The organism is Streptomyces sp. NPDC049627, from assembly GCF_044465645.1.
Classification (GTDB): Bacteria; Actinomycetota; Actinomycetes; order Streptomycetales; family Streptomycetaceae; genus Streptomyces.
Genome location: NZ_JBITLW010000015.1, coordinates 36,891 through 61,391 on the forward strand (window position 1 = coordinate 36,891; position 24,501 = coordinate 61,391).

The 24,501-nt window shown below is 70.4% G+C and carries 22 protein-coding genes; 10 read left to right on the forward strand and 12 right to left on the reverse strand.

Features of this window, described 5'->3' with window-relative positions; genetic code table 11:
* Positions 1-50: 50 nt before the first annotated feature.
* The 3 genes from ACIBU0_RS34865 to ACIBU0_RS34875 all read left to right on the forward strand — a co-directional run bounded on the left by ACIBU0_RS34865 (position 51) and on the right by ACIBU0_RS34875 (position 3,332).
* The gene (locus ACIBU0_RS34865) at positions 51-431 is read left to right on the forward strand and encodes a DoxX family protein (protein ID WP_398826724.1); all 381 of its coding nucleotides are present in this window, start codon (positions 51-53) and stop codon (positions 429-431) included.
* Positions 428-886: a peroxiredoxin gene (locus ACIBU0_RS34870; RefSeq protein WP_398826726.1), complete on the forward strand. Its 459-nt coding sequence runs from the start codon at positions 428-430 to the stop codon at positions 884-886. Before ACIBU0_RS34865 ends, ACIBU0_RS34870 begins: the two co-directional genes overlap by 4 nt.
* Before the next feature lie 109 nt (positions 887-995).
* Complete coding sequence (locus ACIBU0_RS34875; RefSeq protein ID WP_398827103.1) at positions 996-3,332, forward strand: SpoIIE family protein phosphatase; 2,337 nt, start codon at positions 996-998, stop codon at positions 3,330-3,332.
* Here the strand turns inward: ACIBU0_RS34875 and ACIBU0_RS34880 are convergent, their stop codons facing one another.
* The 5 genes from ACIBU0_RS34880 to ACIBU0_RS34900 form a co-directional block, all read right to left on the reverse strand.
* Positions 3,333-3,767, reverse strand: coding sequence for a cupin domain-containing protein (locus ACIBU0_RS34880; RefSeq protein WP_398826728.1), 435 nt, complete (start codon positions 3,765-3,767; stop codon positions 3,333-3,335).
* A 93-nt stretch (positions 3,768-3,860) separates the two neighbouring features.
* The gene (gene ligD / locus ACIBU0_RS34885) at positions 3,861-4,901 is read right to left on the reverse strand and encodes a non-homologous end-joining DNA ligase (RefSeq protein WP_398826729.1); all 1,041 of its coding nucleotides are present in this window, start codon (positions 4,899-4,901) and stop codon (positions 3,861-3,863) included.
* Positions 4,898-5,512: a DNA polymerase ligase N-terminal domain-containing protein gene (locus ACIBU0_RS34890; protein ID WP_398826731.1), complete on the reverse strand. Its 615-nt coding sequence runs from the start codon at positions 5,510-5,512 to the stop codon at positions 4,898-4,900. Before ACIBU0_RS34890 ends, ligD begins: the two co-directional genes overlap by 4 nt.
* 69 nt (positions 5,513-5,581) lie before the next feature.
* Positions 5,582-6,226 carry a hypothetical protein gene (locus ACIBU0_RS34895; RefSeq protein WP_398826733.1) on the reverse strand — a complete coding sequence of 215 codons (645 nt, stop codon included), beginning with the start codon at positions 6,224-6,226 and terminating at the stop codon, positions 5,582-5,584.
* A gap of 49 nt (positions 6,227-6,275) precedes the next feature.
* Positions 6,276-7,106, reverse strand: coding sequence for an aldo/keto reductase (locus ACIBU0_RS34900; protein ID WP_398826735.1), 831 nt, complete (start codon positions 7,104-7,106; stop codon positions 6,276-6,278).
* A gap of 96 nt (positions 7,107-7,202) precedes the next feature.
* On the opposite strand from ACIBU0_RS34900, the gene ACIBU0_RS34905 reads away from it, so the two are divergent.
* Complete coding sequence (locus ACIBU0_RS34905) at positions 7,203-8,267, forward strand: LacI family DNA-binding transcriptional regulator (protein WP_398827105.1); 1,065 nt, start codon at positions 7,203-7,205, stop codon at positions 8,265-8,267.
* Here the strand turns inward: ACIBU0_RS34905 and ACIBU0_RS34910 are convergent.
* From ACIBU0_RS34910 to ACIBU0_RS34925, 4 genes are read right to left on the reverse strand one after another with little or no spacing between them, the layout of a single operon-like run.
* Positions 8,230-9,630, reverse strand: coding sequence for a glycoside hydrolase family 32 protein (locus ACIBU0_RS34910; protein WP_398826737.1), 1,401 nt, complete (start codon positions 9,628-9,630; stop codon positions 8,230-8,232). The two genes, ACIBU0_RS34905 and ACIBU0_RS34910, sit on opposite strands and share 38 nt — an antisense overlap.
* Positions 9,627-10,481, reverse strand: a complete 855-nt coding sequence (locus ACIBU0_RS34915) for a carbohydrate ABC transporter permease (protein ID WP_398826739.1) — start codon at positions 10,479-10,481, stop codon at positions 9,627-9,629. The genes ACIBU0_RS34910 and ACIBU0_RS34915 overlap by 4 nt, the downstream gene beginning before the upstream one ends.
* Before the next feature lie 14 nt (positions 10,482-10,495).
* The gene (locus tag ACIBU0_RS34920; protein ID WP_398826741.1) at positions 10,496-11,461 is read right to left on the reverse strand and encodes a carbohydrate ABC transporter permease; all 966 of its coding nucleotides are present in this window, start codon (positions 11,459-11,461) and stop codon (positions 10,496-10,498) included.
* Complete coding sequence (locus ACIBU0_RS34925; protein WP_398826742.1) at positions 11,458-12,867, reverse strand: extracellular solute-binding protein; 1,410 nt, start codon at positions 12,865-12,867, stop codon at positions 11,458-11,460. Before ACIBU0_RS34925 ends, ACIBU0_RS34920 begins: the two co-directional genes overlap by 4 nt.
* A 343-nt stretch (positions 12,868-13,210) precedes the next feature.
* Here ACIBU0_RS34925 and ACIBU0_RS34930 point away from each other — a divergent pair, with 343 nt between their 5' ends.
* From ACIBU0_RS34930 to ACIBU0_RS34940, 3 genes are all read left to right on the forward strand, one after another.
* Complete coding sequence (locus ACIBU0_RS34930; protein ID WP_398826744.1) at positions 13,211-15,265, forward strand: alpha-L-fucosidase; 2,055 nt, start codon at positions 13,211-13,213, stop codon at positions 15,263-15,265.
* 127 nt (positions 15,266-15,392) lie between these two features.
* Entirely contained in the window at positions 15,393-15,995 is a 603-nt protein-coding gene (locus ACIBU0_RS34935; RefSeq protein WP_398826746.1) for an AAA family ATPase, read from the forward strand.
* 154 nt (positions 15,996-16,149) lie between these two features.
* Positions 16,150-17,124, forward strand: a complete 975-nt coding sequence (locus ACIBU0_RS34940) for a TauD/TfdA dioxygenase family protein (protein WP_398826748.1) — start codon at positions 16,150-16,152, stop codon at positions 17,122-17,124.
* Positions 17,125-17,348: 224 nt separating this feature from the next.
* Here the strand turns inward: ACIBU0_RS34940 and ACIBU0_RS34945 are convergent, their stop codons facing one another.
* The 3 genes from ACIBU0_RS34945 to ACIBU0_RS34955 all read right to left on the reverse strand — a co-directional run bounded on the left by ACIBU0_RS34945 (position 17,349) and on the right by ACIBU0_RS34955 (position 20,962).
* The gene (locus ACIBU0_RS34945; RefSeq protein WP_398826750.1) at positions 17,349-18,377 is read right to left on the reverse strand and encodes an LLM class flavin-dependent oxidoreductase; all 1,029 of its coding nucleotides are present in this window, start codon (positions 18,375-18,377) and stop codon (positions 17,349-17,351) included.
* A 94-nt stretch (positions 18,378-18,471) separates the two neighbouring features.
* Positions 18,472-19,974 carry a metallophosphoesterase family protein gene (locus ACIBU0_RS34950; protein ID WP_398826752.1) on the reverse strand — a complete coding sequence of 501 codons (1,503 nt, stop codon included), beginning with the start codon at positions 19,972-19,974 and terminating at the stop codon, positions 18,472-18,474.
* Between the two features lie 82 nt (positions 19,975-20,056).
* Positions 20,057-20,962 carry an MHYT domain-containing protein gene (locus tag ACIBU0_RS34955; protein ID WP_398826754.1) on the reverse strand — a complete coding sequence of 302 codons (906 nt, stop codon included), beginning with the start codon at positions 20,960-20,962 and terminating at the stop codon, positions 20,057-20,059.
* Positions 20,963-21,199: 237 nt separating this feature from the next.
* Here ACIBU0_RS34955 and ACIBU0_RS34960 point away from each other — a divergent pair, with 237 nt between their 5' ends.
* From ACIBU0_RS34960 to ACIBU0_RS34970, 3 genes are all read left to right on the forward strand, one after another.
* Positions 21,200-22,102: an arginase family protein gene (locus tag ACIBU0_RS34960; RefSeq protein ID WP_398826756.1), complete on the forward strand. Its 903-nt coding sequence runs from the start codon at positions 21,200-21,202 to the stop codon at positions 22,100-22,102.
* 249 nt (positions 22,103-22,351) lie between these two features.
* A complete protein-coding gene (locus ACIBU0_RS34965; RefSeq protein WP_398826758.1) occupies positions 22,352-23,398 on the forward strand; it encodes a hypothetical protein in 1,047 nt (348 codons plus the stop codon).
* 446 nt (positions 23,399-23,844) lie between these two features.
* Positions 23,845-24,456 (forward strand): peptidoglycan-binding protein, encoded by a 612-nt coding sequence (locus ACIBU0_RS34970; protein WP_398826760.1) that lies wholly within the window; start codon positions 23,845-23,847, stop codon positions 24,454-24,456.
* Positions 24,457-24,501: the final 45 nt, after the last annotated feature.

Here is a 24,501-nt window from a genome sequence, read left to right on the forward strand (position 1 = left end):
CATCCGACGGCAGGCCATCCAAGGAGGAGCAGGCCGTCCAAGGAGGATCCGTGCCCCGGTCCCAACGCTCGCCCCTGCTGCTCGCCGGCCTCCTGGCCACAGCGGGCGTCGCTCACTTCGCCGCCCCTCGCCGCTTCGACGAGACCGTTCCCACCGCTCTGCCGGGAACGCCCCGCACCTGGACCTACGCCAGCGGGGCCGCCGAACTCGCACTGGCGGCCGGTCTGGCCTCGCCGCACACCCGCAGGGCCGCCGCGCTGGCCACGGCGGCCTTCTTCGTCGGCGTGTTCCCCGCGAACGTGAAGATGGCCGCCGACTGGCGGCACCGGCCCGCGCCGCAGAAGGCCGCCGCCTTCGGCCGGCTCCCGCTGCAGATCCCGCTGGTGCTGTGGGCCCGGAGTGTCGCGAAGAGCGCGGAGGGACGGGCATGAGCGCACAGCTGAAGGTCGGCGACAAGGTCGAGGACTTCTCGCTGCCGGACGAGACCGGCGCCACCCGCAGCCTCACCGAGCTGCTCGCGGAAGGGCCGGTGGTGCTCTTCTTCTACCCCGCCGCCCTCACCCCGGGCTGCACCGCCGAGGCCTGCCACTTCCGGGATCTCGCCGCCGAGTTCGCCGCGGTCGGCGCGCGCCCCGTGGGCATCAGCGGCGACGCGGTCGAACGCCAGCAGGAGTTCGCCGACCGGCACACCCTCGGCATGCCGCTGCTGTCCGACGCCGACGGAACCGTCCGCGACCTGTTCGGCGTGACCCGCGGCTTCTCACTGGCCCCGACGAAGCGGGTCACCTTCGTCATCGGGCAGGACCGCACGGTCCTGGAGGTCGTCCGCAGCGAACTGCGCATGAACACCCACGCCGACCGGGCCCTCGCCGCGCTGCGCAAGTGATCCGGGGGTCCCGCGGGGCCGCGGGCGGCCCGAGCGCCGTGGCGTCGCGGGCGTAACCGCCCGGGCATCGCGGTTGATGCGGTGCCGCGCAGGACTCATGCTGGACGACATGGAGCGCGTCTCCGCTGCGGCGATCATCGATGCCCAGGGTGCCGTCACCGGGTGGAGCGAGGGTGCCCACCGGCTGACAGGCCTGACGGCCGAAGAGGCCGTGGGACGGCCGGTGCGGGAGCTGCTCGCCGAGCAGCCGCCGCCCGAAGCCGTGGCCGCGCTGACCGGCACCGCCGTACTGCGGCACCGGGACGGCTCATCCGTCGCCCTGCAGGTGACGGCGTGCCCCGTGCTGGGCGAGGGCGGCGGCCCGGGCGGATACGTGATCACCGCCGCGCCGCCCGAGGAGCGCGAGCCCTCCCTGGCGGAGCGGGCCTTCCAGCAGGCGTCCATGTCCATGTCCGTCTTCGACACCGACCAGCGCTACCTGCGGCTCAACGAGGCGGCCTGCCAGGTCATGGGCGTGCCGGAGGAGGTGCTGCTCGGCCGTCGCTTCCCGGAGACGGTCGAGGACGAGGTGCACAGCCAGGGCTTTCTGCGGCATCTGCGCCAGGTCGCCGAAACGGGCAGACCACTGCGCTACGAGAGCTTCACGGGCGCTCCGGCCCTGAACCGGGACCATGCCTGGACCACCGACATGTGGCCGGTGCGGGACTCCTCGGGCGCCCTGATCGGGACCGCGCTCGCCGCGTTCGACAGCTCCGACCAGTACTGGGCGCGGCAGCGGCTGGCCCTGCTGAACGAGGCCGCGGCCACCATCGGCACGACCCTGGACGTGGTGCGCACCGCCGAGGAGCTGGTCGGGATCGTGGTGCCCCGGTTCGCCGACTTCGCCAGCGTGGACCTGTTCGACTGGGTCCTCGGCGCCGAGGAACCGCCCGCGCTGGCCGGCACGGACATCGCCCTGCGCCGCGTCGCCCACGGCTCCGGCACCGAGGGCACCCCGGAGGCGGCCGTGCACCTGGGGGAGGTGGACTACTATCCGCCGTTCTCGCCGCCGGCCCGCGCGATCCTGGAAGGCCGGGTGATCCAGAGTCACGCGGGTGAGCCGGCGTTCATGCGGTGGGTGGCGGAACGCAACGCCCGGGCCCCGGCGGGCCGGCGCCACCGCGTGGGCGCCCACTCGATGATGGCCGTGCCGCTGCGCGCCCGCGGCATCACGCTCGGCGTCGCGGTGGCGGTGCGGATCAGGCAGTCCGACGACTACGGCGGCGACGACGCCGTGTTCGCCGAGGAACTCGCCAGCCGGGCCGCCGTCTGCGTGGACAACGCGCGCCGCTTCGCCCGGGAACGCACCACCGCACTGTCCCTGCAGCACAACCTGCTGCCCCGGGGACTGACCGGACAGGCGGCCGTCGAGGTGGCCCACCGCTATCGGCCCTGCGGTTCGCAGGCCGGCATCGGCGGCGACTGGTTCGATGTGATCCCGCTGTCCGGAGGCCGGGTCGCCCTCGTCGTCGGCGACGTCGTCGGGCACGGCATTCCTTCGTCGGCCACCATGGGCCGCCTGTGCACGGCCGTCCGCACCCTCGCCGACGTGGACCTGCCGCCCGACGAACTCCTCACCCACCTCGACGACCTGGTCACCCACCTCGCCGGGGACGACACTGCCGAGGTCGCCGAACTGGGCGCCACGTGCCTGTACTCCGTCTACGACCCCGTCTCCCGCCGCCTCGCCCTCGCCGCCGCCGGCCATCCACCGCCGGTCCTCGTCCTGCCGGACGGCAGGACACAGGTGCTCGAAGTGAACGCCGGCCCGCCGCTCGGCGTCGGCGGGCTGCCCTTCGAGGCGATGGAGGTGGAGCTGCCCGAGGGCTCCCTGGTCGCCCTCTACACGGACGGCCTCATCGAGGACCGTGACCGCGACATCGACCACGCCACCACCGAACTGTGCCGCGCCCTGACCGCGCCCGCCGACACCCTCGACGCCCTGTGCGACACCGTGCTCAAGGCCGTCCTGCCCGAGGACCCCAGCGACGACGTGGCCCTGCTGCTGGCCCGCACCCGGGCCCTGGGCGAGGACCGCATCGCCACCTGGGACGTCCTGCCGGACCCCGAGCACGTGGCGAGAAGCCGGCAGGCCGCCACGGACCAGCTGACCGCCTGGGGACTCGACGAGGCCGCCTTCGTCACCGAGCTCGTCGTCAGCGAACTCGTCACCAACGCCATCCGCTACGGCGCACCACCCATCCAGCTCCGCCTGATCCGTGACCGCACCCTCATCTGCGAGGTCTCCGACGGCAGTTCCACCTCCCCGCACCTGCGCCGCGCCCACGCCTACGACGAGGGCGGCCGGGGACTGCTGCTCGTCGCCCAGCTCACTCGGCGCTGGGGCAGCCGGCAGACCGGCAGCGGCAAGACGATCTGGGCCGAACAGCCGCTGCCGCCCACCTGATCACTCGAACGGGCAGCCGGGGTTGGGCGCGTCCTCGGAGAACGGCGCGCCGTGCGGCAGCACATAGAGCACGTCGAGGACGAGCGGGGTGTCGCCGAGGTTGCGCCCGATGTGCACGTTGGTCGGTCCGGCCGGCTCCTGGACGAAACTGCCCTTGGGGTACACGCCGTCGGAGGCGCAGGTGGAGTCGAAGTGGCTGAGCGTGCCCTGCTTCACCACGGCGTAGAGGGGACCGTCGTGGTAGTGCCAGCCGGTGGCCTGGCCGGGCGGGATCGTTATCTCCCGCAGGGTGTAGTCGGTGTCCCCGACCGTCTTCTGACTGATGAGCCGGGCGGTGACGCCAGGCCCGGGAGGTGTCGCCTGGGCGGGCGCGCAGACGAGCACGGTGGCGGCGGTCACCACGCCGGTGACAGCGGTACGCAGGGCAGTGCGCATGCGAGGAGTCTCCTGGTCCGAGAACGGCTACCGCCGTGAACATAGAGGCAGTCAAGGCCGGTTGAGGCCGGAATCCGCAGATCCGTACGGGGCTCAGACGGCGGTCGGGCCCGACGGGCGCTCCCGTACGACGTCCTCCGGTTTCTTGTCGTCCCGCAGCCCCAGGTACCGCGGGTGACGGAGCATGCCGTCGCGGGTCCACTCGGTGAAGTCGATCTGCGCGACCAACTCCGGCCTCACCCACCGCGCCCCCGCCTCGCGCACCGGCCCGTCGAACGGCGAGCGGTCGACCCGCATGCCGTCCAGCCGCTCCCGCAGACCGAGCAGCGTGCGCCGGTCGAAGCCCGTGCCGACCTTGCCCGCGTACCGCAGCCGCCCGCCCTCGTGGTGGCCGAGCAGCAGCGCGCCGAGCCCCACGCGGCTCCCGGCCGGTTCGGTGAACCCGCCGACGACGAACTCCTGCCCCTGCGAGCACTTCAGCTTGAGCCAGTCCCGGGACCGGCGCGGCTGGTAGTCCCCGTCGGCCCGCTTGGCGATCAGCCCCTCCCAGCCGCGGGCACAGGAGTCGGCCAGGAGCTCGGCCCCGCCCGCGTTGCGATGGGGCGTCGACCGCAGCGGCGAGCGGTAGGTCAGTGCGCGCCGCAGCAGGGACTTGCGGGCCCTCAGCGGCAGCCGTGTGAGGTCCTGGCCGTCCAGCCTGAGCAGGTCGAAGACGTAGTACGTCACGGTGACACCGCTCGCCTCGACATCCTGCCGCCGGGTCAGGCCCATGCGCTGCTGGAGCCGGGCGAAGTCGGTACGGCCGCGCGAGAACGCGACGATCTCGCCGTCGACGGTGAAGTCCGCGCACGCCTGCTCCCCGAGCGCGTCCACGACCTCCGGGTAGGTGGCGTCGAGCCGACGCCCCGTGCGGGACAGCAGCGTGACCTGTCCGCCCTCACGCACCGACAGCACCCGCACCCCGTCCAGCTTCCGCTCGAACAGCCACTCCTCGCCGGAGAAGTCCCGCCGCTCGCTCAGCGTGGCCAGCATCGGCTGCGCGGCCAGCTCCGCGCCCGGGCGGGCCCTCCGCAGCAGCCGCCGCTGTTCGGCGGGGAGCTCGTCCAGGAGGCCGGCCGCCACCGGTCGCGTCACCCCTCGTCGTCCTCGACGGAGACCTGGGCGAGGGTGCGGCCGGTCAGTGCCGAACGGGCCCGGTACGGGTCGGGGGTGCCGTGCCCGTGGGCCCGGCCGCCCTTGCCGGCCTTCACCAGCAGCCACGCCTCGCGGTCGCCGTCCTGACCGCCGCGGAACCGGGTGAGGGCGTACTCGCCGTGCAGCTTCGATCCCCTCAGCCGGAACGTGGCGTGCCCGCGCTCGATGGACTCGTCGAAGTCCACGGGGCGCCCCTTGCGGTCGTGGCTCAGCGGCTCATAGGTCCCGTGATCCCAGACGATGACGGTTCCGCCCCCGTACTCGCCCTTGGGGATGACTCCCTCGAACTCCTCGTACTCCAGCGGATGATCCTCGGTGGGCATGGCGAGCCGCTTGTCCTGGGGATCGTCGGAGGGCCCCTTCGGCACCGACCAGGACTTCAGTACGTCGTCCACCTGGAGCCGGAAGTCGAAGTGCAGCGTGCTGGCGTCATGGATCTGCACCACGAACCGCGGCTCGTCACCCGGCCCCGCCCCACGCCCCTCCGGCTCACGCGTCCGCCCGAAGTCCCGCTTCCCCCGGTAATCCCGCAGCCGGTCCTTCTCACCCACGACCGCCTCCTTCCCGAACGCCCCGAGTACCCCGCCGACGGCCGCCTCAATGCCCGGGCCGACCGCCGGTCAGTACACGGTCACAGAGACCCCGCACAGCCCGAGCCCTTCCGCCGCGGCCAGCCGCCACATACGCAGCGGACCGTCCAGCACGCGCTCCTCGCCCTCCCCGTAGTCCAGCCAGTCCTGGTCCTGCGCCGCGGCCCGCTCCTGCGGCGTGAAGCCCAGTGCTTCCTCGACGCGCGGCAAGGTGTCGCGTACTTCGGCGGAGGTGAGCAGGAAGTTGCCGCACCAGCCCGGCAACAGGGCGGCCCGCTCGGGCCCGATGGCGTGGAAGAGGGATCTGATTGCGTAGTCCTTGCTCTGGACCGAGACGAACAGGTGGTCCGGGTCGCTGATCCGCTCCCACACGTCCGGGAGCACACAGAAGCCGTCGTCGGACGACAGCCCGTCGTACATCTTCTGCACATGCTCCCCGGACGCCGTCAGTTCGAGGAAGGACTCCAGTTCCCGGTCCGTTGCCCGGGCGGGTCCGACGGAGCGGTCCCACCAGGTCCGGTGGTCGGGCAGTGGCCGCCGGCTCCAGCGCTCCCAGCGCACCCGTGCGAGCGGCTCGGCCCCCTCGGCCGCGATGAGCGGGCGCAGCCGCGGAGCCAGCGTGCCGATGAAGGCGTCGTCGTGGGCGCTGATCGCCCAGGCCGTGGTGATCCCCATGGCAGGACGGTACGGGCAGCCACTGACAGTCATGTTCCGCCGGGGGAGGTCAGAACTCCTCGTGCACCTCGGGATCCCCGCCGATGCGGCGATGGGCGCGGTCCGCGATCGCCGTCATCTGGACGGGGCTGAGGTCGAAGCCGAAGACGTCGAGGTTTCCGCGCTGTCGTCCGGGGTCGGCCGACTTGGGGACGGGGACGGCGCCGAGCTGGATGTGCCAGCGCAGGACGGTCTGGCCGGGCGTCACCCCGTGGGCCTCGGCGATGGAGAGGATCACGGGATCGTCCAGCAGGTCCGTGCCGCGGCCCAGGGGGCTCCAGCTCTCGGTCAGGATGCCCTTGGCGGCGTGGAAGGCGCGCAGTTCCGCCTGGGGGAAGAGGGGGTGCAGTTCGATCTGGTTGACCGAGGGAAGGACCCCGGTCTCCTTCTCCAGCCGCTCGATGTGCTCGGGCGTGAAGTTGGAGACGCCGATCGACCGGACGAGGCCCTCCTCGCGGAGCTTGATCATCGCCTTCCAGGAGTTGACGTACTTGTCGGCGCGGGGGAGCGGCCAGTGGATGAGGTAGAGGTCCACGTAGTCCAGGCCGAGCCGGGCGCGGGACTCCTCGAAGGAGGCGAGGGTCTCCTCGTAGCCGTGGTGCCGGCCCGGGAGCTTCGTCGTCACCAGCACGTCCTCGCGCGGGACCCCGCTGCGGGCGACGGCTCGGCCGACCCCGGTCTCGTTGCGGTAGTTCGTCGCCGTGTCGACGAGGCGATAGCCCAGCTCCAGGGCGTTCACAACCGCCTGTTCCGCCTGCGCGTCGTCCAGCGGCCAGGTGCCCAGACCGATGGCGGGCATCGTCGTACCGTCGTTGAGCGTGTGTGCCGGGATGCTGATCACTGTCGGACCTTCCCTCGACTGTGCCGTACACCCAGCGTCACGGATAGGGTGAGGATTGATCAACCGGACGGGTGGGGGATGAGGGCGGCGGACGGCATGGGCGGCACCGAGGAGAAGCAGGCGCCGGGATCGGCGCGTCCCACGTCGCGGGACGTCGCCCGGCTCGCCGGCGTGTCGCACACGGCTGTCTCCTTCGTCTTCAACGGCCGCGCCGAGGGCAACCTCTCGCCCGCCACCCAGGAACGCATCCGCGAGGCCGCCGCCCAGCTCGGCTACCGCCCCGACCCCGTCGCCCGCGGCCTGCGCCGACGCCGTACGGCCGTGATCGGCCTGGTGACGGACGAGATCGCCTCCTCGCCCTTCGCCGGCCGGCTGCTGCGCGGCGCCATGGAGACCGCCTGGGCGAGCGACCACCTCGTGCTCACCATCGACTCCGGCGGCGACCCGGCCAAGGAGGACGCGGCCGTCGCCGAACTCCTCGACCGGCGCGTGGACGGCATCATCTACGCGGCCATGTCCCTGCGCCGCGTCCGCGTCCCCGAAGGCCTGCACCGCACCCACTCCATCCTCGCCAACTGCCTGCCCGAGGACGACTCCCTGCCCGCCGTCATCCCCGCCGAGCGCGCGGGCGGCCGTACGGCGGCCCGGCTGCTGCTGGACCAGGGGCACCGCAGGCTCGCCATGGTGGGCGGCCAGGACGACATCGCCTCCGTCGACCGCCTGCGCGGCTTCCGGGACGCGCTGCGGGCCGAGGGGATCACCGTTCCCAAGGAGTGGGTCGTCCGGAGCGGGGGCGAGATCAGCGGAGGGTACGAGGGCGCGATGCGCATCCTCGACGGCACGCCCGCCGACCGGCGGCCCACCGGGATCTTCTGTTACAACGACCGGGTCGCGGCGGGTGTCCTGCACGTCGCGACCCGGCTCGGTATCGCCGTTCCGGGCGAGCTGTCGGTGGTCGGCTACGACGACCAGGAGCACATGGCCGAGTTCCTCGCCCCGCCCCTCACCAGCGTCGCGCTGCCCCACCGGGCGATGGGCGAGGCCGCCGCACGGCTGGTCCTCGACTCCATCGACACGGGCAGGACACCGCCCGCGACCGTACGGCGCCTCGCCTGCCCGGTGATCAGTCGTGCATCGGTGGGACCAGCTCCCAGCCGGTGACGGCCGCCGCGGAACCCGTGACGACCAGCTCGGGAACATCGTCCGCCCGCCGGTAGACCCGCTCGGTGACCGTCGCCCGGTCGCCGACGAACAGCTCCAGCAGCGACCCGTCGACGAGGATCCGCACCTCACCGCCCGGAGCCCGCACGACGACCGGCCCCGAGCCCTCGGGCCCCGTCCGGGGCCACTCCCCGCGGTCGAGCGTCACCGTCCCCTCCTCGGGGTCCAGCAGAACCCTCAACTCCGCGCCCGAGGCGGACCGCAGCAGGCTCACCGTGGTCCGGCCCGCCGCGGTGACGGTGACGTCGTACGCGTCCGGCAGCGGTGCCGGAAGGCCGGGTGCGGTGACGAACGGCTCGGCCGCACGCAGCAGTTCGAGCTCCGGAGCCGGTGCGACCCGCAAGGCGCCGTCCGGATGCACGTCCACGACCCTCGGCGCGGTCAGCACACCGGCCCAGCCCGCCCGGTCGACCTGGCTCTGCTCACGGGCCTCCCAGGACCAGCCCCACATCAGCGCCCGGTCCGGCTCCTGGAGCACGGCGGGCGCGTAGAAGTCCCGCCCGTGGTCCAGCCGCCCGCCCATGCGGGCCTCGAAGCGCAACCCGTCCTCGCCGTGAGGCCGGAGACGGCCCGTCAGATACCCGGTCGAGCAGGGGTCGCCGTCCCACAGGGACAGCACGAGCACCCAGTCGCCGCCCGCCGTCGCGTACACCTGCGGGCACTCCCAGCCCACCGCCTTGTCGCCGAAGGCGTCCACCGCGACCGGATCGTTGCCGTCGAGGAGCACCCCGGCGAACCGCCAGTCCGCCAGGTCGTCGCAGTCGTACAGCAGCACCGACGGCGTGCCGTCGGCATGGCCCGCACCGACCAGCGCCCAGCGTCGGCCGCCGCAACGGAAGACGAACGGGTCGCGGAACATCACCACGTCCAGGTCGGCGGGCGGACCGGAAACGACCGGCGTGGGGAGCGGCCGCCAGTCGGTCAGCGTCTCGTCCTCCGGTACCAGCGCCCGCGCCAGGCAGATCGAGCCGAGACCGGTGTGCTGCCGGTCGACGCCCGTGTACACGGCCGTCGGCACCCCGTCGTCGTCGACCACACAGCCCGACCAGCAGCCCGCCTCGTCCGGGCCGCCGGGGGTCGGGGCGAGCGCGATCGGATGGTGCTCCCACTGGACGAGGTCGTGGCTGGAGACATGGCCCCAGTGGACGTTCGCGTGCACCGGGGCGTCGGGATTGTGCTGGTAGAAGAGGTGGTGGCGGCCCCGCCAACGGAAGGGACCGTTCGGGTCGTTGATCCAGTTGGCGGGGGGACGGACCCTGAAGCGCGGGGCGCCGGGGTCCGTGGACTGAGCGGCGAGGCTCAACGGTTGACTCCTGCGGACGTGATGCCCTCACGCAGAGGGCGCTGGCCGACGACGAACACGGCGACGGCGGGGATCATGGAGAGCACGACACCGGCGAGCACCACCGAGATGGAGCCGGTGCCCAGGTTGCCCTGGAGGGAGACCAGGCCCAGGGGGAGGGTGTAGTTCTGGCCGGAGGTCTCGAGGATCAGGGGGCGGAAGAACTCGTTCCAGTGGTAGTTGAAGGCCAGGACGCCGACGATCGCGAGACCGGGCGCGGCCAGCGGGGCGTACACGGACCGGAAGATCCGCCAGGGCCCGCAGCCGTCCAGCATGGCCGCCTCGCCGAGGTCCCTGGGCATGCCCAGGAAGTACTGGCGCATCAGGAAGGTGCCGAAGGCGGTCGGGAAGGCCGGGATGATCAGACCGAGCAGGGTGTCGGTCAGGCCCATCGACTTCAGCACCAGGAACACCGGCACGATCGTGACCTGCAGCGGCACCATCATGGTCGCCAGGACCAGCGCGAACAGGGGCTTCTTGAACCGGAACTCGAGGCGGGCGAAGGCGTATCCGGCAAGGCCCGCCGTGATCATCTGGCCCACCGCGATCAGGGCGGTCACCAGGGTCGAGTTCAGGGCGAGCAGCCAGACGTCGATCTGGTCGAAGACTCCCCGGTACGACTCCAGGGTGGGGTCCGTCGGGATGATCTTCGGCGGCAGATCGAAGGACTCGGCCGGGGTGCGCAGGGAGGTGGAGATCGTCCAGATGACCGGGCCGAGGGTCAGCAGCGCGCACACGGTCAGTCCGGCGATCCGCGCCCACGGCGCGAACGAGGACCGGGCACGGCTGAGGTTCATGGTCGCTTGGCTCATGGGAGTCACCCGGCTCACTGGTAGTGGACGAAACGCCGGCTGAGCCGGAACTGGAGGGCGGTGACCGCCATGATCAGCACGAAGAGCAGGACACCCACCGCGGAGGCCTCGCCGAAGCGGAGCTGCTCGAAGGCGCTCTCGTAGATGACCATGACGACGGTGCGGGTGGCGTCGCCCGGCCCGCCGTTGGTGAGGACGTACGGCTGCTCGAAGACCTGGAGCGCGTTGATGATGCCCACCACCGACGCGACCAGCAGCGTGGGCGACAGCAGCGGCAGGGTGATGTTCAGGTGCTTGCGCAGGCCGGTCGCGCCGTCCAGGGAGGCGGCCTCGTGGATCTCCTTCGGGATGTTGTTGAGACCCCCGACGAACAGCAGGAACGAGAAACCGAACTGCTGCCACACGTAGACCAGGATCACCGTGGCCATCGCCGCGTTCTCGGACGTCAGCCACGGCACCGGAGCGATCCCGACCAGGCCGAGCAGCCAGTTCACCATCCCGAAGTCCTGGTTGAACAGGTACTTCATCACCACGGAGATCGACGCGGCGGACAGCACCAGCGGGAAGAAGAACGCCGAGCGGAACATCGACCGCAGCCACAGCGGCATGCGCCCGTTCACGGCGAGCGCCAGGGCGAGGGCGATCAGCAGTTGCAGCGCGACCGCGAACACCATGAAGACCAGGGTGTTGCGGAAGGAGACCAGCACGGTCGAATCGCCGAAGACCTCACGGTAGTTGGCGGCCCCCGCGAAGCTCGGGTCGTCGATGACGTTCCAGTGGAAGAGGCTCAGCACCACCGAGCCGACGATCGGAACGACCGTGAAGACGACGATGCCGACGATCGTCGGCGCCAGGAACAGCGTGGCCAGCAGCCGGGCGCCGCGGTCGCGGGCCGACGGCCGGGGCGCGACGGCCGGTGCTGCGGTCGGTGCGGCGGCCGGCTGCTTCGGTCGGACGGCCGGTATCCGGGTGTTCGTCATACGTCACGCTCCATGGCCTTCTCCAGGTCGCTCTGCATCCGCCGCAGCGCGGGAGCCACCGAACGCCGGGAGGCCAGCGCCGTACCGGTGTGCTTCAGCAGCACCTGCTCGACCTCGGCGACCTGCGGAGGCGCGGGGATCGGCCCGGTGTCGGGGAACTTGTCGAGGGTGTCGTAGAAGACCTGCCAGTGGTCGGGGCCGGTCTCCCCGTAGCGGTCGGCGGTCAGCATCGAGCGGCGGGCCGGGGTCGTCTGGTTCGTGCTGAACAGCCGCATCAGGGTGTCCCTGCGGGCGGCGAACTTGATGAACTCCCACGCCTCGTCCTGCTTCTTCGAGGTGCGCAGCAGTGCGTAGCCGGCCGCGCCGTACTGCATGCGCTGGGTCCGCCAGCGCGGGAAGTACTGCACGTCGAAGCCGTCGGGCTTCATGCCCGCCAGATGCAGGCCGCCCGCCCAGAAGCCGCCCGCGGGCGTGACGCCGACCCGGCCGGTGGAGAACACGCCGATGAGGTTCTGGCCGTTGCCGCCCTCGGGGCGGGTGCACAGGCCCTCCTGGATGAGGGAGGCGAGATAGTCGTACGCCTCCTCCACGCGCGCGTCGGTGGCCTGCGGGGTCGTCCAGCGGAAACCGCCCCCGCGGCCCTGACGCCGGTCGGCCGGGTAGAAGGAGTCCCACAGCCAGGCGCCGCCCGGCGCCTTGGACTCGGTGAGCAGATTGGTGTCGTTGGCGAAGAGCCACGGCACCACGCCGCCCCAGAGCCGGTTGGTCCAGAAGTACGGCGTGAACTGGGAGCCGCTGGACTTCTTCATGTCCCGCAGCAACGCGGTGAAGTCGTCACGGGTCCAGTCGGCCGACGGGAAGCCCGCGCCTGCCCGCTCCAGCACCTGGGTGTTGAAGTACATGTCGGCCGCGTTGAACTCGACCGGCAGCTGGTAGAGGCTCCCCTCGTACATCATCGACTCCACCAGCGACGGGTGGACGTCCGCGAAGTACTCGCGCAGCTCCTCGGCGTCCCGCTTCACCCAGTCGTCCAGCGGAATCCCGAGGCGCTGCGCGAACAGCTGCACGCCCTCGGTGGCGACGTACACGAGATCGGGTGCCGTGCCCGCCGCGATCTGGGTGAGGATCTTCGCGAAGAAGTCCGACCAGTCGACGGCCTGTACGGCGTTGATCCGCAGCTTGATGTCGGGGTGGACCTTCTTGAAGCCCTCGGTGAGCGTGCGGATGGCCTCCGGTCCGTAGGCGGGGCCGAGGGTGGCGACGACCAGGGAGCCGTCGTCGCGGCCCGGGATGTCGGCTCCGGTGAGCCGGTCCCAGCTCGCGGCGGTACCGGCCAGCGCGGCGGCTCCCGCGCCGTAGGCGCCGTACCGCAGCAGGGTGCGGCGGTTCAGATGCGAGTCGGTCATTCAGGGTGGGCCTAACTCGTGTTAGCCGAAACTGATGACCCAGATGATGTGGAGCGCGTTACAGGCCTGTCAAGAGTTGCGGACGACTTGACCTTTAACGAGTTAGGTCGTGGGAGTGCTCAGGGATGGATCGATCGCAAGAGATCCGATGTATATGGCTTGACTCGACGAGTGAATGATCTTCCGGGGCCAAGCGCTTCCGGAGGAAACTCCCACTATTCCGCTCTGTGTTGGGCCAATCTCGTCCCAGCTGTAGACGCGGCCGTCGTCGCTCTCCTATAAATCCATCCGATGTCTTGTTGAGCGCCCTGTCATCCCTCCCCCTGACCAATGGAGCCGCACCATGTCCTCTGCCTCCCTCAGCAGACGTTCTCTGATGAAGGCCGCCGCCCTTGCCGGGGGAGTGGCGGCCTTCGGGCTGCCGCAGGTCCTGTGGCCCTCCACCGCCGAGGCGTACGCCGTCCCCTCGAAGATGGACTGGTGGTACCAGGCCAGGTTCGGGATGTTCATCCACTTCGGGTCGTACTCGTACCTCGGCCGGGGCGAGTGGGCTTTCGACAGCCAGCAGTGGAGCAAGGCGGACTACCAGACCCAGGTCACCAAGAACTTCAACCCGACCCGGTTCAACGCCGCCACCATCGCCGAACTGGCCAAGAACGCCGGCATGAAGTACCTCGTGATCACCTCCAAGCACCACGAGGGCTACGCGATGTGGGACTCCAACGTCCCCGGCTTCACCGACACCACCGGCACCAAGCAGTACAACCTGCACGACTACAACGGCATCCAGACCGACCCGCTCATGGACCTCAAGAGGGAGTGCGAGAGCCGCGGGATCAAGTTCTGCCTGTACTACTCGATCCTCGACTGGAACCACCCGTCCCAGACCGACCGTCACCAAAGCGGTCTCACCACGATGTCCTCGCAGGCCGCCCGCACCGCCTACATCGCCGACATGAAGGCGCAGCTGCAGGAACTGCTGGACCGCTACGACCCGGCGCTGCTGTGGTTCGACGGCGACTGGTTCGGCGAGCCTTCCAGCCCCACCCTGGAGGACTGGTGGCTGGAATCGGACGGCGTCGACCTCTACAACTGGCTGATCGCCCGCAAGCCCGGCCTCATCGTCAACGAACGCGTCAAGCGGGACCGCGGTCTCGGCGACTACGCGGTCGCGGAGTTCGGGATTCCCTCCGCGCCGATGAGCCGGCCGTGGGAGCGGTGCGCCACCATGAACGGCGCCTGGGGTTACAACGCGGGGAGGGAGAACTCCTACCGATCCGTCAAGGACATCGTCCAAGAGCTCGTCACGGTGGTCTCCCGGGACGGCAACCTCCTGTTGAACATCGGTCCCAAGGGCGATGGCTCGGTCACCGCCGGATCCCAGACCGTCCTGAACGGCCTGGCCTCATGGATGTCGACGCACGGCGACAGCATTCACGGCACCAGCGGCAGCCCCTTCGCCACCGAACCCTCCTGGGGGAAGCTCACCAAGAAGAACGGCAAGCTCTTCGCCCATGTCTTCACCTGGCCCACGGACGGCCGGCTGCGGATCCCGGCGATCGACAACACGATCAGCCGCGTCTACCTCCTGAACAACCCCTCGGTCTCGCTCCCGTACACCGTCACCGACCAGATCAACGTCACCGTGCCGGCCACCGCGCCGAACGCCGACGTCTCCGTGGTGTGCGTCGAGGTCCAAGGCATGCCCGTCAGGGTCTCGGCGACGGTGCTTTCGAACGTCGACTACGAAGGTGCCCGCGCCGTTCTGCCGCTGGGCAGCTACACGTCCACCCAGCTGACCGCCGCCGGCCTGGGGCCCGCCATGGCCTCCTCCGTCCTCGTGCCCGACGGCTACCAGGTGACGGGCTACTCCGGCGACAACTTCACCGGCACCGCCTGGACCTTCACCTCCAACACCCCCGACCTACGGGTGACCGGCAACAATGACGTGATCAGATCACTGAAGGTGACGTTCAGGCCCGACAAGTACTACCGCCTGACCAACGTCACGAACCACCTGGTGCTGGACAGCGGCGGCAATGTCGCGGCCGGCTCGAACCTGAAGCAGTGGGAGGCGGTGGATCACGCCAACCTCCAGTGGCAGGCCGTCGAACTCGGCAACGGCTACTACAGGCTCGTCAATCGCACCAACGGCATGGTCGCCGACGGCTGGGGCTCCACCAGCAACGGCGACCCGGCCCGGCAGAAGGCCTGGGACGGCAGTAACACCCAGCAGTGGCAGATCATCCACCGCGGCCAGGGCCGGTACTCGATCGCCAACCGCAGCACGGGACTGGTCCTCGACGGCGGCGGAATGGTCGCCGAAGGGGCCGTGACCAAGCAGTGGACGTGGCAGCAGAGCACCAACCTGCTGTGGACGTTCAGCCCGGTCGGCTGACCGAGTTGAGAGGTAGCGCCGTCGAAGGTGGCGGCTTCGGTGAAGGCGCCGTCTGCGTCTGCTCGTCTGCGGTGTTCCGGAGCACGGCGATGCGGGAGTCCGGAGCGCCGTGGGTAGGGTCGGCCGTATGCAGGACGTGCGCGTGGTGCTCATCGGGGGAACGTCCCACACCGGCAAGTCGACCGTGGCCCGGGCCGTCGCCGAGCGGCTCGGGTTCGACTGCCGCTCGACGGACAAGCTGGCCCGGCACCCGGGGCGGCCCTGGCGGACGGCCGAGTGGGACCCGCCCCCGCATGTCGCCGAGCACTACGCCGGCCTCGACGTGGACGAGCTGATCCGGTCGGTGCTCGACCACTACGCACGCCTGTGGCCGCGCATCGAGGAACTGATCACCGACCGGGCGACCGGGGACGGCCCCGGCCTGGTCCTGGAGGGCTCCGCGCTGTGGCCCGCGCGCGTGGCCCGGCTGACGTCCGTGCCGCACACGGGGGCCGTGTGGCTCACGGCCGACGAGGCGGTGCTGCGTGAGCGCATGCGGTCGTCGGCCCGCTACGCGGAGGCCACGGACCGGGAGCGGTACCTGGTGGACAAGTTCCTGGCCCGGGCCGAGCGCTTCCAGACACTGATGGCGCAGGCCGTGGACGCGCACGGCCTGCGCCGCATCGACACGGACGGCCACTCGGTGGACCGGCTGGCGGACGCGGTGCTGACGGCCGTGGGCCGGCCCTAGGCCGTGTCCGCAGAGTCCCGCCTGCCCCGCGACGCCTGGCACGCTCCCCACGACCTGGCACCGAGGCCCTGTCGTCACGCCCGTCGAACACTGTCACGATCTTCTGGGAACCGGCTCGGACCCGGAGCCGGTGCGGACGACCGACGGAGCGTGCATGACGACGGACAGGTTTCCTGCGGACGGGACGGAGCATGCCATGGGGATCGAGGTGAACCCGGTCGCCGGCCACATCGGGGCGGAGATCACCGGCGTCGACCTGGCAGGGGACCTGGACGACGCCGTGGTCGCCGCGATCCGGGCGGCGGTGCTGCGCTGGAAGGTGGTGTTCTTCCGTGGGCAGCGGCTGGACCACGCCGCCCATGTCGCGTTCGCGCGCCGTTTCGGCGAACCGGTCGTACTGAGGCGCCGTGGCAAGGCCTCGCCGCCCGACGTCCCCGAGATCGAAACCACCGCCGACCGGCTGGAGCTGGGCGGACGCTTCGGCATGGAGCACGACGAGTGGCTGCGCCGCCGCAGGCACACCCTGCTGCGCGGCTGGCACTGCGACCACGGCGCCCGCATCGACCCGCCCGCCGCGACGATCCTGCGCGCCGAGACCGTGCCTCCGTACGGCGGCGACACGACCTGGTCCAATCTGGCGGCCGCGTACGCCGGACTGTCCGGCCCGGTCAGGGAGTTCGTGGACGGCCTGCGCGCCGAGCACCGGCTCGGCGTCGGGTACCAGCCCCGGCCCGGCGACGACGCGTACGTCCGCCATCTGCTGGACCATCAGGTCGCCTCGCTGCATCCGCTGGTGCGCGTCCATCCGGAGACGGGGGAGCGGGTGCTGTACGTCAACGGCTACTACGTCGAGCAGATCGCCGGCCTCTCCCGGGCCGAGAGCCGGGCGATCCTCGACATGCTGCTGGAGCAGGCGGTGCGCCCCGAGTACACGGTCCGCTTCCGCTGGGAGCCGGGCAGCGTGGCCTTCTGGGACAACCGGGCCACCATCCACCTCGCCCCCGGCGACACGGCCCACCTCGACTCTCCGCGGATCATGCACCGTGTGATGCTCGCAGGGGACGTGCCGGTCGGCGTGGACGGCAAACCGTCGGAGCCGATCACCGGGACCGAGCCGGGGCGCTGGTAGCCGACGCACGCGCATCCGGCGAATGCGGAGCACGTCCTGCCTTGCGGCGCGCGAGCAGTTCCCGTGCGCCTTCGCGACAACGTCGGTTGCCTCGTCGGCCATGAGGTGGCCGCAGCTGAGCGTGGGGCCTGGTGCCGGCTGGAGTCACTGCGCCAGGCCCACCTCACGGACTCGGAGCGCCCGCCGAGCCGACTCCCCTTGATCCACGGTCTCGTCGACCTGCCTCAGACCTTCGGCCGCCACCCCAGCGCCGGGCCCAGGCGGGTCGCCATGTCGGTGAGGATCTGCACATAGTCCTCGTGCTCGAAGGTGAAGGGCAGCGCGAACGCCACCTCGTCCACCTCGCGGAACGCGGCGTGGGCGAGGAGGCGTTCGGCGATCTCCTCCGTGGTGCCGACGAGGTCCGGCGCGAACAGCAGCCGGGCCGGGCCCTGCGGTGACGTGGTCCGCGGGGTGCGCTGGGCGGCGTACTTCTCGTACTTCGCGCGCTGTTCGGGCGTGGCGGAGTCGGTGGGGATGACGACGAGGCCCTGGGAGACGCGGGCGGCCTCGCCGTCGGGGTGGTGGGCGCGGAAGGCGCGGATGTGGGAGAGCTGAACCTCCGCGAAGTCCGCCGGCTCGTCGGTCCCTTCGGCCTTGACGACACTGCTCGTCAGGAAGTTCATGCCGTGCTCGCCGGCCCAGCGTGCCGAACTCAGGCTGCCACCGCCGTACCAGAGCCGGCTGCCCAGCCCGGGGGAGTGCGGCTGCACGCGGTCGGAGAACACCTCGAACCCCTCGACCCCGCTGAAGTCGGTGGCGGGCTTGCCCCGCACGAAGTCCAGCAGCCGCTCCACGCGGCCGTATCCGAAGTCCTCCGCCTCACCCGTGTCCGGGTACAGCGCGTACTTGACCCGGTCGTAGTGCATCGGCGGGCCCACGCTGATGCCCGGGTTGAGGCGGCCGCCCGACAGCAGGTCGACCGTTGCCAGGTCCTCGGCCAGCCGCAGCGGGTTCTCCCAGCCGAGCGGGATGACCGCGGTGCCGAGCTCGATACGGCGGGTGCGCTGGGAGGCGGCCGCGAGGACGGCGACGGGGGAGGAGATGCCGTACTGGAGATGACGGTGGCGGAGCCATGCGCTGTCGAAGCCGAGCCGTTCGCCCAGCTCGATGATCTCGAGGGTGGACTCGTGGCCACGGCGCGGATCCGCCTCGTCGAACAGCCCGATGGTGAGGAAGCCCAGCTTGCGAAGCGGTCGTGAGGTCGGCGGCACGGGCTCCTCCATCGTTCGTCGATCATGTCGTACGGCAGTGCCAACCTGCCCGCCGCCGATGGTGTTCCCGTCCTACCGGGACAGGCCGTCCCGATCAGGTCAGGGCAATGGTGACCTCGTCCTCGACCGGCGGGTCGACCTCCTGGGCGCGGTTGCCGGTCGCGGCGTAACAACGCAGGCGGACGGTCTCCGGGGTGACGTCCAGACGCAGGAAGCACTTGAAGAACGGCGGGCTGTAGGTCGCCGAGCTCGGCGAGAACAGCTGGGTGTAGATCTTGCGCACGGGCAGGCGGAACCGCTTGGGCCGGTCGGGCCGGCGTCCGGTGCCCAGCAGGCCTGCGACCAGACGCGTCCGCCGTGTGATGCGGGCGTCCGGGGCCGGGGCGCGACCCGGCTGGATCTCCAGCCGCTCGGCGACGACGGCCGCCGCCTCCGCCTCGGTGAGGGTGAAGAAGCGGCGCAGGCGCAGCCGGCGCCCGTAGAGCTTGCTGTAGAAGGACAGCGAGTCGCCACGCAGCGGATAGCAGCGGAACTCCTTCTCGGTGACGTTCGCGATGTCGACCCGGGGAATGGTGTGCGTGGCGTGCATGAACGCACCGCCCCCGCCCGAGACGACGTACTGGATGGTGCGGCCGTCCACCTGCACGGGATAGCGCTGGTAGTTGTGGATGTCGCCGCCGATCGCCGCGACATAGCGGTGGGCCGGGTCACGGACGATCTCGTCCACCGTGCCGCCCCCTTCGATCGCGCAGGGGTGGTGCTCGCCGTCCACGTACAGGGGCTGGCCCGTGATGAGGATCTTCGGCCGGGGATCCCTGGACACCTCGCGCAGCCACGCGCCCTGTTCGGCGTCGATGGTCCCCAGCAGCCCCGTGTCGATGCCCACGATCCGCACCGGGCCCGCGTCGATCGCCCAGTACGGCCCTGGCTGAACGGCCTGTTGGGCAGGGCTCGACCTCAACTCGCGGTCCTGCTCCAGGCGCTGGCCGTCCCCGTTGCGCGGCCGGTGCCACAGCAGTGACCGCAGCCATGCCTTGCCGATCGGGCGGGGTGCGGGCCCGGGTTCGAGGGGTGGGGCGTCGCCGCAGAAGACGCGCATGAACGCGCCGAGGTCCTCGTACCAGTCGTGGTTGCCCGGTATCGCGTACATGGGCGCCCGGTAGTCCTGGTACGGCCGGAAGAACTTGGTGCCGTAGTCGTCGGCACTGCCCACCGGATAGATCACGTCACTCGCGACGACCGCGAACCGCGTGTCCTGACCCACCGTCAGCAAGCCGGGCACGACGGCGTACTGGGGCTCGTCGCCCTCGCCGGGGTCACCGATGACGAGGAAGGAGAAGTGGTCCGGGTCGTCGCGCCGGATCACCTTGTCGGCGGGTGCCCCGGCGGCCGCCCGCTGCGCCACCCAGCGGCTGCGGGTGTGCCCCGTGGGATCCCCGAACCAGGACGCGAGCACGCCGTTGCGGGCGGCCCAGAGCGTCTTGGGGTTGAGCCAGGAGATCTTCTCGACCTTGTGCGGCATCAGCCGCTTGTACTCGCCGAGTTCGGCGGCGCCCCAGCCGGCGCCCTCGGCGGTATCGCGTGAGGAGTCAGACACCGGTGCACCGTAACAATGATCTAGAGAAGGCCGAGAGGGGGGAGGCGGGTCCGGCGCGTCGCGGCTCCCGCCTCACCGCGCGTCACCGCTTGCGGGCGTACGGTTCCCGGTGCGACCGCGGGCTGCCGGTGGTGGGGGACGTCAACTGCGAGTCGCCGTCGGGACGTTGTCCGGAGGTGGTGGTGGGGCGCGTGGCGCGGGCTGTCGTGACGGACCGCGGTGAGCCGTTTGCCCCCGATCGGCGCCAGTCGCTCTCACCGAGGACCAGCAGCGGATCGAACATCACCACCACTCCCGCCAGCAGGAGGAAGACGGCCGGCCCCAGGAGCATGGGCAACAGCAGCGAGGTGGGCGACTCACCGTCCCAGGAGGCGCCGGTCGAGCCGTGCAGATGCACGCTGACCGCGGCCATGCCCGTGTAGTGCATCCCGGAGACCGCCACACCCATGATCATGCTGGCGGCGAGGCTGGTCAGGAAACCGCGGATGGTGACGGCCGCCCACAGCGCGGCGGTCGCGGCCACGATCGCGATCAGGACCGAAAGCCCGACGGTGGCCGCGTCGTAGCGGATGCTGCCGTCGAGACGCAGCGCCGCCATGCCCAGATAGTGCATGGCGGCCACCCCGAGCCCGGTGATGACACCCGCTCCGGTCAGCGCGCCCTTGCCCGCGCCCAAGTAGCCGACGATGAACACCCCGACGCCGACCACGACGATGGCCACGGCGAGGCTGAGGACGGTCAGTCCCGTGTCGTAACGGATCCGGGTCTCCTCGACCTGGAAGCCGATCATGGCGATGAAGTGCATCGTCCAGATGCCGCAGCCGATCGACGCGGCGCCGAGCGCCAGCCAGCCCGGCTTCCACGTCTGCTCGGCGATCAGGGACCGGACGATGCACCGCAGCCCCAACGCCCCTCCCAGGCAGGCCATCAGATAGGCCGCCACCGGGGTCACCGCACCGTAGCGGAACCCGTCAACCGTGCCTTCCATAAGGCAACTCCCCCCAGAGCCGCGTCAGTTGTGGACCAGGTGTACGGGGCAATGTTGTGTGAAAGCAAGCCTTTACCGCCGGTAGCCGTTGAATTCCGTATCACCCTGAGTGAACTCCGGTCACGCGGGGGGCGGGTTCCGGCCAGACGCGGGCCCGGCTCGGGAACGCCTGCTATGGGAGGCTGAAGTGAGGGCGGGTGGCGGCAGGAGACGGTCGGCGGCGGAAGGGACCGGACAATGCAGGAGCTCGCGATCGTCGAGGCGCCGTCCGTGCTCGGCCTGCGGCCCTCCGGGGTGCAGGACCTGCCGGCGGCTCTGCTCGGCGCCGGTCTGCTCGTCGGCTTCGAGGCGGTACGAGCCGGCCGCGTCGATCCACCGGCGTACGACCCGACGAGAGACGTCGGCACCGGAGTTCTCAACCCGCACGCCATCGTGCGGTACTCCACCCGCCTGGCCGACGCGGTCGGCGGTGCCCTCGACGCCGGCCGTTTCCCCGTCGTTCTCGGCGGGGACTGCAGCATCCTCCTCGGGAACCTCCTCGCTCTGCGCCGCCGCGGACGCCACGGCCTGCTGTTCCTCGACGGTCACACCGACTTCTACCAGCCGTCGGCGGAGCCGAACGGTGAGGCGGCCTCGATGGAACTCGCCCTGGCCACGGGCCGCGGGCCCCGGCCGCTCACCGACCTCGAAGGCCGTGGCCCCCTGGTGCGGGACGAGGACGTCGTCGTCCTCGGTTTCCGCGACGCCGCCGAGTCCGCCCTGGCCGGGATGCAGCCGCTCCCGCCCGGCCTGCACGCCGTCGACCTCGGCGGCGTCCGCGCGTCCGGCGCCGCCGCGGCAGCGCGTGAGGCGGTCGACAGGCTGACGGCCGGTACGGGGGACGGCTTCTGGGTCCACCTCGACGTCGACGTCCTGGACGACGCGGTCATGCCCGCCGTCGACTACCGCCAGCCCGGCGGGCTGACATGGGAGGAACTGGAGAGCGTCCTGCGGACGGCCCTGGCCGACCCGCGCGCCGTGGGACTCGACGTCACGATCTTCAACCCCCGCCTCGACCCGGACGGCACCGTCGCCGCCCGCTTGGCCGGGTGCCTGCGCCGGGGGCTGTCGGTACGGGGCGTCGCGGTGAGGTCGAGGTAAGGGAGGCCCGTAGTGGAACTCTTCGATGCCCCCGGCCGACGGTGGAATATGCGTGGATCAGCTCGTCGCCGATCCGCAGAAAGGTCGCTGATGCCGGGCCAGTTGCCGCGCAATCGGGACTCGTGGGGCCCCGACCAGGGCGATTGCCTCTGGCGGGGACCTGGGCCCAGCCGGTCTTTACGCGGTGGCCGTCATGCGCTGCAATTACTGCGTGGCCCGCCCGCACGGAGGTTACCGATCGTGTCTGCCATGGCGCCCCCGCTGCGCGAGCGACTTCCCACCGACATCTCCCGAGTCATGGTTCTCCGCCTGTTCGGCGTGCGTGCGGAAGGGGCACGCAATTCCTGGAACCGAAAATCAGGGGCTCTGTTCATCGCCGTCAGCTATGCACCGCCCGTCGTCGTCGCCGTATCACGGGTGCGAAACCCGTCCCTCCTGATCCACGGTGGGCTCTTTCCCTGGCTGCTGTACTACTCGACGCTGAATCTGATCATCGTCCTCTGTCAATGGTCGGGCTGTCGAGTGCTCAATTATGTCATTCGCAGCGTGGACGAAATGATGACGGCACGAGGGCGACTCCGATTCAATGAATGGATCGACCACGGAATAGCTCCTGCGCGGCAGTTGCGGTACATGGCCGGTGGCTCGCTGGTCTCCATGGCGGCACTGTTCCTCGCGACCACGGCATATCCGTTCACCAACCAGAGGCTCGTCCTTGCCGCGACTTATGCCGCTGTGGCCATGACCGGGGCCGCGGGGGCGAACTGCCTTTACTGGATCCTGCGGGCAGCCATACTCTCCCGTGTCATCACGGCCACCGGCTGCCTTTCACTCTGGTGGGTCGCCCCGGCCAGCACGCCCGGAATGGAGAGTCTGGCCCGCTGGTACAGGCTGGTCACCGCCTGGTCCGCGATCGGTCTGACCGTGTCTTTTGTACCGGTGATAAACCTTTCCCGGATCGCACCCGACAACGGCCTGCTGACAGCGGTGAAGTGGACTCTCGCGGTGACCTTGATGGCCGCCCTGGTCCTCTTGGTTCTGTATTCTCACTGGCGGCTGTCGCTGGCTGTCGCGGAGCGGCGCATGTCGACGCTCCGCCGGCTCAATGCAGCCCTGCCACGTCGACCTCCTGTGCACCCGCATGAGTACGACGACGAATTTCAAAAGGTGCACGGACTCCTCAAGGACATCAGCAGTGGTCCGACCGGCATGGTGAACAGTCAGACGCTGGCATCCATGGTGCTGGCCCTCTTGACCGGAGCCGTGCCTTTCGTCGTTGCCCTTCTTGTCGGTTAGGCGGTGGCGGGCTCTTAGACCGGTGATGACGGTGCGGCACGAACCGCACCAGGTCCGGCTTGCGTCCCGGGACCGCTCCACCATCGCACGGGTCACCGGCGAGGTACTGGCCGGTCCTCGCCCGTCACCGCGGCCGCCGCGAGCGCAACGGCACGGCAAAGGTGAGCACCGAACCACATCGAAGCCCCCGACGTCTCACCGCCTGCTGTGCATGAGCTCGTCGGCACTCTGTTTGCGCGATCCCTGACATCGTCTTATGGTGGCAATGAGTCATCTTTCGCGCCCCGTAAAGCCGCCTCGCACCCCACGGAGGCGCGACTCACAGGACTGCATGCGCAGTTATCACATTTCGGGAGTGTCTCCTGCCGGTCGAGAATTCCGGCCGATCCCCGGTCCTCGAACCGTCACCGTGATGCGCCATGTCAGAGGGGCGTCGGAAAATGAGAATGAACCTGACCGAGCTGCGCGCCCTCGCCACGCAGGCAGGGTTCACCGGCAACGACGTCAAACTCGCTGCGGCCGTCGCCATGGCAGAGTCCAAAGGCGACCCAGGCGCCATCGGAGACCAGGGTCTGGTCGACCACAAGTGGGGGCCGTCCATTGGTCTCTTCCAGATACGCTCCCTCAAGCATCCAGGGCAGTTCTCCCCGCCGGACACCCTCAGGGTTGAGGGGAAGCTCAAGGACCCGCTCTACAACGCCAAGACGGCAAGGGCCATCAAGGACGCACACAACTGGAACCAATGGTCCACGTTTGTGAGCGGGGCCTACAAGCAGTACATGGATGGCGGGCCCGCCGCCCCCAGCAAATTCGAGCCGTTCCCTGGTGCGTCGTTCTTCCATACCGGACGGAAATCGCCGATCATCGCCGCGATGCACCACCGGCTCGTCGCCGAAGACTGCAACCGGTACCAGTCCAGCGCCAACGCCGACGTATGGGGCCCCGGCGATGTGAAGTCCTACGCCGCCTATCAGCGGAAGCTCGGCTTCAAAGGTGACGATGCCAACGGCGTCCCGGGCAAGACCAGTTGGGACAAGCTGCGGGTCCCCAACGTCTGAAGACCGAGGCCATGACGACATCTCGGCCGGTGACGCGAGAAGGCG